Annotated in this window: 11 protein-coding genes; 4 read left to right on the top strand and 7 right to left on the bottom strand. The window is 59.3% G+C overall.

The window, feature by feature from the left end; genetic code table 11:
* Nucleotides 1-49 precede the first annotated feature (49 nt).
* Genes scpA through H9S92_RS22650 form a run of 4 tightly spaced genes read right to left on the bottom strand, consistent with a single transcriptional unit; the run spans nucleotide 50 to nucleotide 5,073 of the window.
* Nucleotides 50-2,188, bottom strand: a complete 2,139-nt coding sequence (gene scpA / locus H9S92_RS10320) for a methylmalonyl-CoA mutase (RefSeq protein ID WP_187466632.1) — start codon at nucleotides 2,186-2,188, stop codon at nucleotides 50-52.
* On the bottom strand, nucleotides 2,188-3,666 hold the full coding sequence (locus tag H9S92_RS10325) for an acetyl-CoA carboxylase biotin carboxylase subunit (RefSeq protein ID WP_187466633.1): 1,479 nt from the start codon (nucleotides 3,664-3,666) through the stop codon (nucleotides 2,188-2,190). Before H9S92_RS10325 ends, scpA begins: the two co-directional genes overlap by 1 nt.
* 26 nt (nucleotides 3,667-3,692) lie before the next feature.
* Nucleotides 3,693-4,544: a methylmalonyl-CoA mutase family protein gene (locus H9S92_RS10330; RefSeq protein ID WP_187466634.1), complete on the bottom strand. Its 852-nt coding sequence runs from the start codon at nucleotides 4,542-4,544 to the stop codon at nucleotides 3,693-3,695.
* Nucleotides 4,545-4,581: 37 nt separating this feature from the next.
* Complete coding sequence (locus tag H9S92_RS22650; RefSeq protein WP_187466635.1) at nucleotides 4,582-5,073, bottom strand: acetyl-CoA carboxylase biotin carboxyl carrier protein subunit; 492 nt, start codon at nucleotides 5,071-5,073, stop codon at nucleotides 4,582-4,584.
* A gap of 129 nt (nucleotides 5,074-5,202) precedes the next feature.
* Between H9S92_RS22650 and H9S92_RS10340 the strand changes: the two genes are divergently transcribed.
* The 3 genes from H9S92_RS10340 (at nucleotide 5,203) to H9S92_RS10350 (ending at nucleotide 7,686) form a co-directional block, all read left to right on the top strand.
* Nucleotides 5,203-6,471 carry a BaiN/RdsA family NAD(P)/FAD-dependent oxidoreductase gene (locus tag H9S92_RS10340; RefSeq protein WP_187466636.1) on the top strand — a complete coding sequence of 423 codons (1,269 nt, stop codon included), beginning with the start codon at nucleotides 5,203-5,205 and terminating at the stop codon, nucleotides 6,469-6,471.
* Between the two features lie 354 nt (nucleotides 6,472-6,825).
* Nucleotides 6,826-6,993 carry a hypothetical protein gene (locus tag H9S92_RS10345; RefSeq protein ID WP_187466637.1) on the top strand — a complete coding sequence of 56 codons (168 nt, stop codon included), beginning with the start codon at nucleotides 6,826-6,828 and terminating at the stop codon, nucleotides 6,991-6,993.
* Nucleotides 6,994-7,095: 102 nt separating this feature from the next.
* Nucleotides 7,096-7,686: a hypothetical protein gene (locus H9S92_RS10350; protein WP_187466638.1), complete on the top strand. Its 591-nt coding sequence runs from the start codon at nucleotides 7,096-7,098 to the stop codon at nucleotides 7,684-7,686.
* A 392-nt stretch (nucleotides 7,687-8,078) separates the two neighbouring features.
* Here H9S92_RS10350 and H9S92_RS10355 read toward each other — a convergent pair whose 3' ends face one another.
* Nucleotides 8,079-9,197, bottom strand: a complete 1,119-nt coding sequence (locus H9S92_RS10355; protein WP_246463789.1) for an exo-beta-N-acetylmuramidase NamZ family protein — start codon at nucleotides 9,195-9,197, stop codon at nucleotides 8,079-8,081.
* Nucleotides 9,198-9,388: 191 nt separating this feature from the next.
* Between H9S92_RS10355 and H9S92_RS10360 the strand changes: the two genes are divergently transcribed.
* On the top strand, nucleotides 9,389-10,804 hold the full coding sequence (locus H9S92_RS10360; RefSeq protein ID WP_187466640.1) for an exonuclease domain-containing protein: 1,416 nt from the start codon (nucleotides 9,389-9,391) through the stop codon (nucleotides 10,802-10,804).
* A gap of 120 nt (nucleotides 10,805-10,924) precedes the next feature.
* Here H9S92_RS10360 and mrdA read toward each other — a convergent pair whose 3' ends face one another.
* Together mrdA and H9S92_RS10370 are read right to left on the bottom strand one after the other, a co-directional pair.
* Nucleotides 10,925-12,808: a penicillin-binding protein 2 gene (gene mrdA / locus H9S92_RS10365; protein ID WP_187466641.1), complete on the bottom strand. Its 1,884-nt coding sequence runs from the start codon at nucleotides 12,806-12,808 to the stop codon at nucleotides 10,925-10,927.
* A 2-nt stretch (nucleotides 12,809-12,810) separates the two neighbouring features.
* Nucleotides 12,811-13,335 carry a hypothetical protein gene (locus tag H9S92_RS10370; RefSeq protein WP_187466642.1) on the bottom strand — a complete coding sequence of 175 codons (525 nt, stop codon included), beginning with the start codon at nucleotides 13,333-13,335 and terminating at the stop codon, nucleotides 12,811-12,813.

Raw genomic sequence — 13,335 nt, forward strand, 5'->3', positions numbered from 1 at the left:
GCTGGGGTAGGGGTAAAAGCTAAGAAAAAGGTAAGTGAATGGGTATGGGTTACTGGGTTTCCCCGGGTAAAAACAGGGACAGGATGGCGATGGCCGCCCGGGCGATGACCGTCCCCGGACCAAAGATCGCCGCCACGCCGTGATCGTAGAGGAACTGGTAATCTTGTTCTGGGATGACGCCGCCGGCCACCACCAGAATGTCTTCGGCACCGTATTCGCGCAAGGCGGCGATGGCCTGGGGGACGAGCGTCTTGTGGCCGGCCGCCAGCGAGGAGATGCCGAGGATGTGGACGTCGTTTTCCACCGCGTGCCGCGCCGCTTCCTCCGGGGTTTGGAAGAGCGGGCCTACGTCGACGTCAAAGCCGATGTCGGCAAAGCTGGAGGCAATCACCTTGGCGCCGCGGTCGTGGCCATCCTGGCCGAGTTTGGCGACCAAAATCCGGGGCCGGCGTCCGTAGACGGTGGCGAAGCGATCAGACATTTCCCGCGCCCGGTGAAAATCGGTGTTCTGTTGCATTTCGTTGCGGTAGGTTCCGGAGAGCAGGCGGTTGGTGGCGCGGTAACGGCCAAAGACGTCTTCGAGGGCGGAGGAGATTTCCCCCAGCGTGGCCCGGACCCGGGCGGCGGCGACGGATTTTTCGAGGAGATTGCCTTCGCCGGTAGCCGCGCATTGCCTCAAGGCTTCCAGGGCACCTGCGACCGCGCCCGCGTCCCGCTCCGCTTTTACGCGTTGGATGCGGGCAATCTGGGCTTCGCGCACGGCCTGGTTATCGACCTCGAGCACCTCAATTTTTTCTTCGCCGTCGGGGTTGGGGAAGAGGTTGACGCCGATGATTTTTTCCTGGCCGCCGTCGATGCGGGCCTGCTTGCGGGCGGCGGCTTCTTCGATGCGGAGCTTGGGCAGGCCCTGCTCGATGGCCTTGGCCATGCCACCCAGCGCCTCCACTTCCTCCAGCAAAGACCAGGCGCGCTCGGCCAGCTCGGCCGTCAGTTTTTCGACGTAGTAGGAGCCGCCCCAGGGGTCAACGACGCGGGGAATGCCCGTTTCCCGCTGCAAATACTTCTGGGTATCGCGGGCAATTTTGGCCGAGAAATCCGTCGGCAAGGCAATGGCTTCGTCCAGGGAGTTGGTGTGCAGACTCTGCGTGCCTCCGAAGACGGCCGACAGCGCCTCCAGGGCGGTGCGGGCCACGTTGTTGAAGGGATCCTGGGCCGTCAGGCTCCACCCTGAAGTCTGGCAGTGGGTCCGCAGAGCCAGAGATTTAGGGTTCCTGGGTCCAAAACTTTGGACGATGCGCGACCACAACAGGCGGGCGGCGCGCAGCTTGGCAATCTCCATAAACTGGTTCATGCCGATGCCCCAGAAAAAGGAAAGTCGGGGCGCAAAATCGTCGACGTCCAAGCCCGCTGCAATGCCCGTGCGCAGGTATTCCAGGCCATCGGCCAGGGTGTAGGCTAACTCGATATCCGCCGAAGCTCCCGCTTCGTGCATGTGGTAGCCACTGATGCTGATGCTGTTGAACTTGGGCATGTGCGCGGCCGTGAAACCAAAAATATCCCCCACGATGCGCATCGAAGCGGCGGGCGGATAGATGTAGGTATTGCGCACCATGAACTCCTTGAGGATGTCGTTCTGGATGGTTCCGGCCAGGGCCTCGGGCAACACGCCCTGCTCCTCGGCGGCCACGATGTAGAAGGCCATGATGGGCAGCACCGCGCCGTTCATCGTCATGGATACCGACATTTCGCCCAGCGGAATCTGGTCGAACAAAATCTTCATGTCTTCCACCGTATCGATGGCCACGCCGGCCATCCCGACGTCTCCCGGCACGCGGGGATGGTCGGAGTCGTAGCCCCGGTGGGTGGCCAGGTCGAAGGCCACCGAAAGTCCTTTTTGGCCCTGCGCCAGGTTGCGGCGGTAGAAGGCATTGGACGCCTCGGCGGTGGAAAATCCGGCGTACTGCCGGATGGTCCAGGGCCGCACGGCGTACATCGAAGAGTAGGGGCCCCGGACGTAGGGCGGCAGGCCAGCGACGGACCCGAGGTGCGCCACTCCCTGCAAATCTGCGGGGCCGTAGACGGGTTTAAGCACGATGCCTTCCGGCGTCGGCAGCCCGGCGGCGTCTTCGGCCGGGGCGGGGCTGGGCACGCGGCGGAAGGGGATGTTGCGTAGTTTTTCCAGGCTCATCAGCAGCGTTTGTTTTGCCAGGCGGCGCTCGCGGTGGCGGGGATGCGCAGTTGCCGCAGCTCTTGTTCAAACAGGGCGGCGGCGGCCAGGGCACCGACGTGGTCGACCTCCTCCCGCTCCGCCAAAATGGCCGCCGGGGAGTAGTGCTCTTTGACGAAATTGGTGTCGAAATGTCCACTGATGAAGGCCGGGTGGTCCATCACGTAGCGCCCGAAAGGCAGCGTCGTCTCGATGCCATTAATGCGGTAGGCGTCGATGGCATCGCGCATGCGCTGGATGGCCTCCTCGCGCGTGGCGCCGAAGGTGATCAGCTTGGCGATCATCGGGTCGTAGTAAATCGGCACGTCCATGCCTTCCTCGAAGCCGTCGTCGACGCGGATGCCCGGGCCAGAGGGCTTCTCGTAGGTCGTCAGCGTCCCAATGCTGGGCAGAAAATTGTTGAGCGGGTCTTCGGCGTAGACGCGCAGCTCAATGGCGTGGCCCTGGATCTTGAGGTCGGCTTGGGTGAAGGCCAGCGCCTCGCCCCGCGCCACCCGGATTTGCTGTTCGACCAGGTCGACGCCCGCAATGATTTCGCTCACCGGGTGTTCGACTTGCAGGCGGGTATTCATCTCCAGGAAGTAAAAATTGTTCTGCCCATCGATCAGGAATTCGACGGTCCCGGCCCCGAGGTAATCGCAGGCCCGGGCGCATTTTACGGCCGCTTCTCCCATTTGGGCGCGGAGCGCAGGTGCAAGGTTCAGTGGGACGGCAGGGGCTTCCTCTACCACCTTTTGGTGTCTCCGCTGAATGGAGCACTCCCGTTCAAAGAGGTAGACGATGTTGCCGTGGGCATCGGCCAGAACCTGGATTTCGATGTGGCGGGGGTTGGTGACGTACTTTTCGATGAACACCGCGCCGTCGCCAAAAGCGGAGGTGGCTTCGCTGATGGCCCGTTCCATGCCTTCGCGCAGTCCTTCGCGGTTTTCGACGATGCGCATGCCTTTGCCGCCACCGCCGGCCGCTGCCTTAATGAGGATGGGGTAACCCACCTGATCGCCGATGCGGGCGGCCAGGTCGAGGTCGGTAATCGCCTCCTCGATGCCGGGGACCATGGGGATGTCGTAGGCCGCAACGGCTTCTTTGGCGGAGAGCTTATTGCCCATCACCTCGATGGCGTGGGGACGTGGGCCGATGAAGACGATGCCGGCCGCCTCGACCCGCCGGGCGAACTCCGCGTTTTCACTGAGGAAGCCGTAGCCAGGGTGGATGCCCTCCGCCCCCGTATCCAGGGCGGCCTGGATGACTTTGTCCATAACCAGGTAAGACTGGTTGGAAGGGGCCGGACCGAGCAGAATGGCCTCGTCGGCAAAACGCACGTGGGGCGCGTTGCGATCGACCTCTGAATACACGGCAACGGTTTTGATGCCCATGCGGCGGGCGGTTCGCATGATCCGCAGGGCGATTTCCCCGCGGTTGGCAACTAAGATTTTTTGCATGGTTTTTTGCTTTGGTTGGGCGGCTTTTAGCGGGCTAGGGTGGCTTGAAAATCCGCCCAGATGGCGGTGGCGATGGCGTCGGTGAGGGCCTCCAGGTAGTAGCTGCCCGCGGCGGGGTCGGCTACGGCAGCCAGGCGGGCCTCTTCGCTCAGCAGGTGGTGGATGTTGCGGGCGATGCGCCGCTCGAAGGGGCTGCCCTCGGGGCCATCGGCGGGTTCAATTAAGAGGACGTCGGCCCCGCCGCAGACGGCCGCGAGGGCCAGGACGGGGTTGCGGATTTTGGCGGTGTGGACGTCCAGTTCGGCGGGGCTGATGACCACGCCCAGTTCCAGGCTCGGGTCCAGTTCCAGGCTGGCGTAGATGAGGTTGGCGCAGAGGCGGACGGCCCGCAGGGTGGCGATGGTTTCCAGAAAGTCTTCGCTGGGGCGGAGCCAGAAGGCGGCGTCCTGGGGCTGTTCGGCCAGGGCCAGGAGGGCTTCGGCTACGTCAGCGCGGGTGTAGACGCGGAAGGCTTGCTGAGTGGTATCGTGAAAGCGGAGGTCGATGATGTCCGTCAAGACTTCCTCCAGTACGCGGGTGCGGTCGGCCGGTGCCAGCGGTCCGGCGTGGCAGAAGTAGAGGTAGTTGGCTCCTCCGCGGAGGGCGGCGAGGGCCTGGGCATTGGCGGTGGCCGGATCGGTGATGGTGATCTTTTCGCCTACTTTCCACCCCCGGCCGGGGTAGACGGGAGCGGGGGGATTAGGCAGGTCTTCGGGATGCCAGAAGGGCGACTGGACGGTGCCCGCAACGCTGAAGTTGAGGTCTTCCAGCGGCTGTCCTTTCAGGTCTTTGCGGACCTGGGCCAACCACGCTGCCTTCGTTACACTGGGAAATTCCATGGGCATTGCTCGGTTTGGTGGGTTAGGGCGGCGGGGGTTAGGCGGGGGTGATTTCGATGAGCAGTTGCCGCTTTTCGACGGCTTCGCCTTTGGCAATTTTTACGGCCGTGACCGTCCCTTCGCCTTCGGCTTTGAGGACGTTTTCCATCTTCATGGCTTCGAGGATGACGAGGGTGGTGCCGGGGGAGACGGTGTCGCCCGGGGCCACCAGGACGTCGAGGACGAGTCCGGGCATGGGGGCGAAGACGTCGCTGCCCTTCTGGCTTTCTACGGCGGAGAAGCCCAGTTGGCGCACCAACTGATCGGTGGCATCGGCCAGGTGGTGGTTTTGCTCGCGGCCGTTGACGCGCAGGGTGATGGTTTTGCGGCTGAGGTCGGAGCGGACCACTTCGATGCGGAAAGACTTGCCGGCGCGGAGGAGGTGGTAGGTGCCGTCGGCGGCCGGCACGAGGTCCAGGCCGGCCAGGTCGGCGTCGGTAATGGCGAAGTCGCGGTCGTTTACGGAGACCTGGTAGCGGGGGGTGTGCATGGTGGCTTTGGTTGTGGGCGCTGCCAAGGTAAGGGTTTGCCGGGAAATGGGCGGGCCCGGGCGGTGCGATCTGCACTTTCGTGGCGGGGCGTGGGGAGGAAGCTGATCTTGCTGGCGTACCTTCGCCGCATGACTTCCCAGACCCTCATCATTGGTGGTGGTGCCGCCGGTTTTTTTGCCGCCATTCGCCGGGCGGAGTGTTTCCCGACGGAGCAGATTACGATCCTGGAGCGGGGCAAGAGTGTGTTGGAGAAAGTCCGCATCTCGGGGGGCGGCCGTTGCAACGTCACCCACGGCTGCTGGGAGCCCAAGGAATTGGTAAAATACTATCCGCGGGGGGGACGGGAGTTGCTGGGGCCCTTCCACCAGTTTGCCTGCGGGGATACGATGGGCTGGTTTAGCGATCGGGGGGTGGAATTAAAAATTGAAGAAGACGGACGGGTTTTTCCGGTCAGCGACTCCTCTCAGTCTATCATCGACGTCCTTTGGGAGACGGCGAAGCGACGGGGCGTGCGGGTGATGACTAAGGCCAGGGTTACGCAGATCCTTGCTCCTTCACCGGACCTTGCATCCCGAAATCCTCCGGGACTATCGCCCGCGACCGCGCCCGAAAATAAGCCTTCGGGCCGCTGGACGATCCGGACCGACGCCGAGGTATTTTACGCCGACCGCCTGGTGGTGACGACGGGCAGCAACCCGGCCGTGTGGCAAATGCTGGAAGATTTGGGCCACCGGGTGGTGCCGCCGGTGCCCTCGCTGTTTGCTTTTGATACGAAGGATACGCGGCTGCGCGATCTTTCCGGGGTATCGCTGCCGTGGGCCCAGGTGGGCATTGCCGGGCAGGCCCTGCGCGCCGAGGGGCCGCTGTTGATCACGCACCGGGGCTTGAGTGGTCCGGCCATTTTGCGCCTTTCCGCCTGGGGTGCGCGGGAGCTGGCGCCGCTGAACCACCAGTTTGCGCTCGACGTCAACTGGCTGGCCCGCCGGCCTTCGGACGTGGAAACCCAGCTCGACGCCTGGCGGCTGGAGGAAGCCAAGCGGCAGATCAACGCCCGCGCCTATTTTGAGCTGCCGCTGCGCCTGTGGAAATCCCTCGTGGCCGCCGCCGGAATTCCCGAAGAACAGCAGTGGGCACAACTGAATAAAGGACAACGCACGGCATTGACCGAGCAACTTACCGCCGCGCAGTTTCGGATTACCGGAAAATCCATGAATAAAGACGAATTTACCACCGCCGGCGGCGTAGACCTGCGCGAAATAGACTTCAAAAGCTTCCGCTCCAAAATCCATCCTACGCTCTTTCTGGCCGGGGAGGTGCTGGATATTGACGCGATTACGGGCGGTTTTAATTTTCAGGCGGCCTGGACTGGGGGGTGGTTGATTGGGGGAGGGGGGTGAGTGAGTGGGTGAATGCGTGACCGCCGATAGGCAGCAGCGTAGCTCATGAGTGAATTACCGCAGCGCCACCATTTTGTCTGAATTAGGATCTTAAAGATTTTAGGATTGGGAGGATGAGCCTGTGGTTCATATTTACACTTTTACTTGTGCCCAAGTCTCCCGCTATCCTTGGTGCGGAGGGGAAAAGCTACTCTCCCAGAACATCTGGTAAGTGTTCAAATACACTAAACCGTGTGGTTTGCTCCATAAATCTCCGTATTATTGCTGCACATCATCCAGCAAATCCGTTTCTGCGGCAAGTCGCTGTGGGAGAAGTGCTGAGTATAAAGCGCATCGGAAGAACTTCAACGCATCATGACCTACAACGCGTTTAACCTCCCGGGCCGCATCGCCAATGACACCACATCCCAGGCGATGAGCTACCTGGCAGTCTGGGAAGATGACAAAGGAAATATTAAGTCTGGCTGGGTTAAATGGAAACGCAATGAAATTTTATTGATCGGATTTTACTATTTTGCATGATTGAATTTCGGCCAAACCGAAGTGCTTGTCCGTCCAACCCCATCTTGCCCGCTCACCTATCCTGCCCTAGCTTTGCCGTAAACAATATAAATGCCATAAATAATGGAAACAACAGAAATATTTTTTTGGATTAGAGAATTTTTTTCTAAAAATGTAACAGCGTTTCGGCTTAATAAGCTACATTTTTATCTGACAGATGAAGAAAAAGTGTCGTTTTTGTTGATAGATAGAAACATTTCTGAGGTTAAGTCTCTCCCAATTGATAGGTTTTACTTAGAGGCATATATCGACGAAATAGGGAGGCTGAATCCTGTTGATTTCATCGTGTTTAACTTCAAATGGTTTGCTGAAAGCTACGTTCATCGATTAATGGTTTGCCTGCCTGAATTATTTTCGAAACTCAAGTATGAGGATATAGTAGAGGTGTTTTCTAAATCTCGGGATCCGGAAACGATTAAGTCTCTGGTTAAATTTATTGATAAGTACTGTCCTGGTATCAATCCTCTTGACTTGCTAAATAGGGCGAGTTTAAGTAAGTTTACTATCACTAGTGTTGAGCAATATTTTCGTTCTGAAAATATTTTGCAAGGCCCCATAACTAAATCAACCGTTATTACGAAAAAGAACATTGGTATGGATATAGAAGATTTTCAGAGATCTCTAAGGAGGATTCAAATGTCTGCACGAAACTAATTAGAGTTGTTTGACCTTGTTAAAGGGGATGAGAATTAGCTTGCTTAAAGTTCATGTCCTCTCCCCAATGAGTAGCTATCCGTAGTGTCCGCCTTCGCAGTAGTATTTTCGGGCAGCGGCAAGTGGGGGGCTTCAAATCAACCTCAAGTCTCTACAATTTTACGGTGTTGCTAGGAAACGCAGGCCTGGCTCTTGCACAGCTTATCCATGGAGTTCGTAACCAGCAGCAACTCCAGCCCCCATCCCTATCCCCTTCGGCAGCCCATCCCCATAGGCAGTGAATTAGCGACACTGCAGACGATCGGAGGTCACTGACTCACTCATTAGCTACGCTGCTGCCTATCGGCGGTCACTGATTCGCTCATTCACGCATTCACGCATTCGCTCATTCACTAATAAAGCAAATACCGCTCCCGCAACACCCGGTACTCCGCCAGGCCCGGCTGCCAGCTGGCGCGGATTTCAGCGGCGCTCTGGCCCGCCAGGATCTGGAGGCGCAGCTGATCGGTACCCGCCAGAAGATCGAAGAAATCGGGACGGGAGAAGAAGGTTACCCCGGCACTCTCCAAAGCCCGGTAGGTGTTGATGAGGCGATCCAGGTCGAGCTGGCCGGTGCCGCGGGCCTGGGCTAGGGAGAGATGGGTGAGGTCTTCGCCGCGGCAGCGTTCGCCATTGAGGGGAGGATCCTGGCTGCCCGGACCCGGGGTGGGGGTGAAATAGTAGTCGCCAAAGGGTAGGGCGGGGTGGCCGTAGACCTGGAACTGTTTGCTGGTGCCCCGGCCGACGGATACTGGCGTCCCCTCAAAAAAGCAGAGGCTGGGGTAAAGGTAAATGCTGCGCTGGTTGGGCAGGTTGGGAGAGGGTGGAATGGGCAGTTCGTAGATGCGGTCGTGGGCGTAATCGGGCATCTTCACCACGGAAAGCTTCACCCGCAAGCCTTCGGGCAACCAGCCTTCTCCGTTGACCAGTTGCGCGAATTCACCCACCGTCAGGCCGTGGGCGACGGGAATAGGGACGATCCCCACGAAACTCTGAAAGGCGGTATCCAGCACGGGACCGTCGATCAGGTGGCCATTGGGATTGGGGCGGTCTAAGACCACGACCGTTTTGCCGTAGCGGGCGGCCGCCTCCATGACGTAATAAAGGGTCGAGATGTAGGTGTAAAAGCGGGCCCCGACGTCCTGGATGTCAAATACGATCACGTCGATGTCGGCCAGGTCGGCAGCGGAAGGTTTTTTCGTTTTGCCGTAGAGGGATTTGATGGGCAGGCCGGAGCGGCTGTCGCGGCCATCGCTGATCTGGGCCCCGGCGTCGGCACTGCCCCGGAAGCCGTGCTCGGGGGCGAAGATGCGGCGAACGTCCTGGTCCATCGCCAGCAAGGTATCCACCAGGTGGCTATTTGCGACGGTGGAGGTTTGGTTTACGACCAAGGCGAGGCGTTGGCCAGTCAGGAGGGGAAGGTAGCTTTCGGGGAAATAAGCGGCGGGCAGCGGAGCGACGGTGTCCGACATCCCCTGCTCCTCTGTCCATACTCCCCCCTTTGGGGGGTCGGGGGGGAGCACCTGCGGCCGCGCCCCAGCACCCGCAGAATTGTCGGAATTACCACAATTTGCGGCAATTGCCACCAAAAAACTAAAAAAAAGGACTACCTTGGCCATTTCGGGAGCATAAATGACGCCCGCCTCACGCGCAGCAGGATCAGATGAAGGAAAAAATGTACGCGATCATTGACGTGGAAACGACCGGCGGCCGGGCCGACCGCGACCGCCTGACGGAAATCGGGATCGTGATTTTTGACGGCGAAAAGGTAGTGGAAACTTACCAAACGCTCATCAACCCCGAGTGCCGCATTCCCGCCGGGATTACCGAGCTGACCGGCATCACGATGGAAATGGTGGCCGAGGCACCAAAGTTTCACGAGATCGCCCGCCGGGTGGTGGAACTGACCCAGGATCGCATTTTTGTGGCCCACAACAGCCGCTTCGACTACGATTTTATCCGGGAAGAATTTCGCCGCCTGGGCTATACCTACCAGCGCAAGCAACTCTGTACCGTACGCCTGACCCGGCGCATTTACCCCGGCCTGCGCTCCTACAGTCTGGGCAACCTCACCCGGCATTTTGGCATCGAACTGACCAATGCCCACCGAGCCCTGGCCGACGCTACGGCCACCACCGAACTCCTCAAACTTTGTCTGCTCGGCCCCAGTGCGGAAGGCGAAGTGCAGGCGCTGGTCAACCAGGGCATCATCGCCACAAAATTGCCCGAAAACCTGCACTTGAGCCAGATTGAAGACCTGCCCGAAGCCTGTGGCGTCTACTATTTTTACGATACCCTGGGCGGGGTCATTTACGTGGGCAAGAGCAAGAACATCCGTTCCCGGGTGGCCCAGCATTTTAATGACCGGACGAGCAAGGGCAAACGGATCGCTCAACAGGTGGCCGGTATTTCATACGAACTGACGGGCTCGGAACTCGTTGCCCTCCTCCACGAAAGCGAGGAGATCAAGCGCCTGCAACCTGCCATCAACCGCGCCCAACGCCACACCCACTTTTCTTACGCCATCATCACCCGGCTCAACGCCCAGGGCTACCGCTGTTTCGATATTGTGGCCAACACCGCGCAGGTCCGCAAGGAAGAAGACGTGATCAGTGAATACCCCACGCTCAGCCGCGCCAAGGGCCGCCTGAATTTCGTCCGCAACCACCTCGAACTCTGCGGCATCCACACCAAACTATCCACCGGCACTTCCGCCTGCTTTTACTTTCACCTCAAGCAGTGCCACGGGGCCTGCATCGGCCACGAAGCGCCCGAAGACTATAACCTCCGCGCCGAAGAGGCCCGCCTGCGCCTGCGCAATGTGTTTGACTACGATTTTTTGCTCTTCGACCGCGGCCGCACCCACGATGAGGAGGCGGCTATACTGGTCCGCGACGGCAAATACCGCGGCTTCGCCTTCATCAGTAAGGAAGATGCCCACGACCTGGAGTCGATCGTAGACAGCGTAAAGTGCATCGAGGGGCATCCCGATACGGCACAGATCATCCAGCGCTACGTCTCGGAAAAAGGGGGCCGCCTGGTGGATTTGGCCAGTGGGAAGCGGCGGAGTTTGGTGTGAGGGGGAGAGACTTCTCATCTAAGTGTGTCGCCAGAAGGAAGCTCCCTACCGGCCCTGGAGGGGCCGCTTGTGTAGCGTCGGGTAGAACCCGACGTTTTCGTTCGGGAAGGTTGGTACGCCCTACCGCACCGTCCGAATCGTCGATTTCCCGCGCTGCGTCATGTCGGTATCCAGCATCTTTTGCTCCAGCCACTTGCGGTTGGGGGCGATCTGTTTGTTGATGTAACGCTCAATCATCAGGCTGGCGATGGGCGCTGCAATGGTACCGCCGAAACCGCCGTTTTCGATGTAGACCAGAATGGCGATCTGGGGATTATCCCGGGGGGCAAAAGCGGTGAAGGCGGAGTGGTCCCCAAAACTGTTCTGGATGGTACCGGTTTTGCCGCAGATCTCGATATCGGGCACGTTCGCCACGCGGGCGGTGCCTTCGGTAACGGTGCGGCGCATGCCGGCAACTACGGTTTCGAAGTGCTCGCGCTTGATGTCGATGTCGTGGCGCTCAATTTTGAGGTCGCGCTGGACGACCTGGTTGCCTTCCTGCACCTGCTTGATCAGGTGGGGCGTGTACCAGTGGCCCCGGTTGGCGATGGACGCAACGAAGTTGGCGATTTGGAGGCTCGTCAGTTCAAATTCCCCTTGTCCGATGGCGAGGCTGATCAACCAAATGGCCCGCCAGTACTGCTCATCGGCAAATTTCTTTTCAAAGTAATCGCCACTCGGTACGAAGCCCGCAATTTCTCCCGGGAAGTCGATGCCCAGTTTTTGCCCCAGCCCGAATTGCTTGAGGTAGTGGTTGAACTCATCGACCCCCTCTTTAGGGGAAAGCACGCCGTGGCGGTTGACGTTTTCCAGCCAGGTCGTTACGAAGTAATTGTTGCAACTCTGGGCAATGGCTTCCTGGACGTTGTTGATGTAGCCATGGTTGTGGCAGCGGAGTAAAACCCTGCCTCCACTGGTAAATCCACCGGGGCAGCCCATGCCCCGGTCGGGGTCGAGTGTCCCCATTTCCATGGCAATCAGGGCCACCAGCGTCTTGAACGGAGAGCCCGGCGCGTATTTGCCGTTGATGGCGCGGTTGAGGAGGGGTTGCAGGGTGTCGCGCTGCATGGCCGTGTAGAAGGCCCCGCGCTCCCGCCCGATGCGCAGCGTACGCGGGTCGTAGGTGGGGGCGGAGATCATCGTCAGGATTTCCCCAGTAGCGGGTTCAATGGCAATGATGGCCCCGATTTTATTGACCATCAGGCTTTCGCCGTAGCGTTGTAAGTCTAGATCGAGGGTGGTGATCAGGTTGGTGCCCACTTCCGCTTCTACTTCCGGACGGGCGTTGCCGACGTCGCGGCCCAGGCGGTCGATGTAGCGCCAGCGTTCTCCTTTTTTGCCCCGCAGCATGTCTTCGTAGGCGTATTCCAGGCCGGAAATACCGTGGTAGTCTCCCCGGTCGTACTGCCCCTGGCCGGCGTCAATAGCGGCTTGGTTGACTTCCCCCATGTACCCCAGTACGTGGGCCGCGACGGGGTAGGGGTAGTAGCGGGAACTGCGCAGGCTGGCCGAGAAGCCGGGAAAGCGGAACATGTTTTCCTGAAAAGTGGCGTACTGGATGGGCGAGACGTTGGGCAGGAAAATGAAGGGTTTGCTCTTACTGAACTTGGGGGCCCACTGCGTGGGGATGGCGTTGACGAAGTACTCCGGCGTGATGTTCAGCAGGCGGCAAAATTCGAGGGTATCGAACTGGGCGTTGTTTTTCTCGAACTCTTTGTAGGTAAGTTCGATCTGGTAGATGGGCTCGTTGATGGTCAGGCGATTGCCGTGGCGGTCCATCATCAGCCCCCGGGCGGGGTAGAGCTTTTCTTTGTCGTAGCCCACGCGGCTGGCCCGCTCGATCCACTCTTTATTGAGGATTTGCAGGTTGAAGGCCTTGGCCACCAGGGCAACGGCAACGACGACGAACATGATGCGAATGATCGTTGCCCGAGTGTCTATCCTTTTATTGGTAAGCGTACTCATGCCTAAATGCGTGGCCTTAAGAAAGTGACCAAGATAATGCAGAACAACCAGGAAACGGGAATGGTAAACAAAGATTTGACCACAATGTCACGCCAGTATACCGGAGAAAACGCTTCCATACTGAAAAAGAATACACAGTAGCCCCCTACCATCAGCAGTAAGTACTGCATCCACCAGCGGTTGCCGAGGTCTTTGCCCTCCGGACTGGATTTGGCCTTGTAACCGTCGCGGGGCTCCAGCAGTCCCAGGGCAAACTGCCGGGCGTAGCCTACAAAGGTAGCTGCCGCCGCGTGGACACCCAGCGTCTCATAAAACAAGTCCACCGAAATACCCAGCAGGAAGGAAAAAAGCACCACCAGGGGCCGCGGCGTCCGCAGCGGTAACAAGGCCGTGAAGACGGGGACGAGGTAGATGAACAGGTACTCTTTGCCCCCCAGGCCGAGGCTGACCTGCCGGAACAGGAACACCTGCAGGAAAAGAATGAGCAAGAAGCGCAGGGCATTGCTGATGGCGTCGTTTCCCCTCAT

This window comes from Neolewinella lacunae (assembly GCF_014349155.1).
Taxonomy (GTDB): domain Bacteria; phylum Bacteroidota; class Bacteroidia; order Chitinophagales; family Saprospiraceae; genus Neolewinella; species Neolewinella lacunae.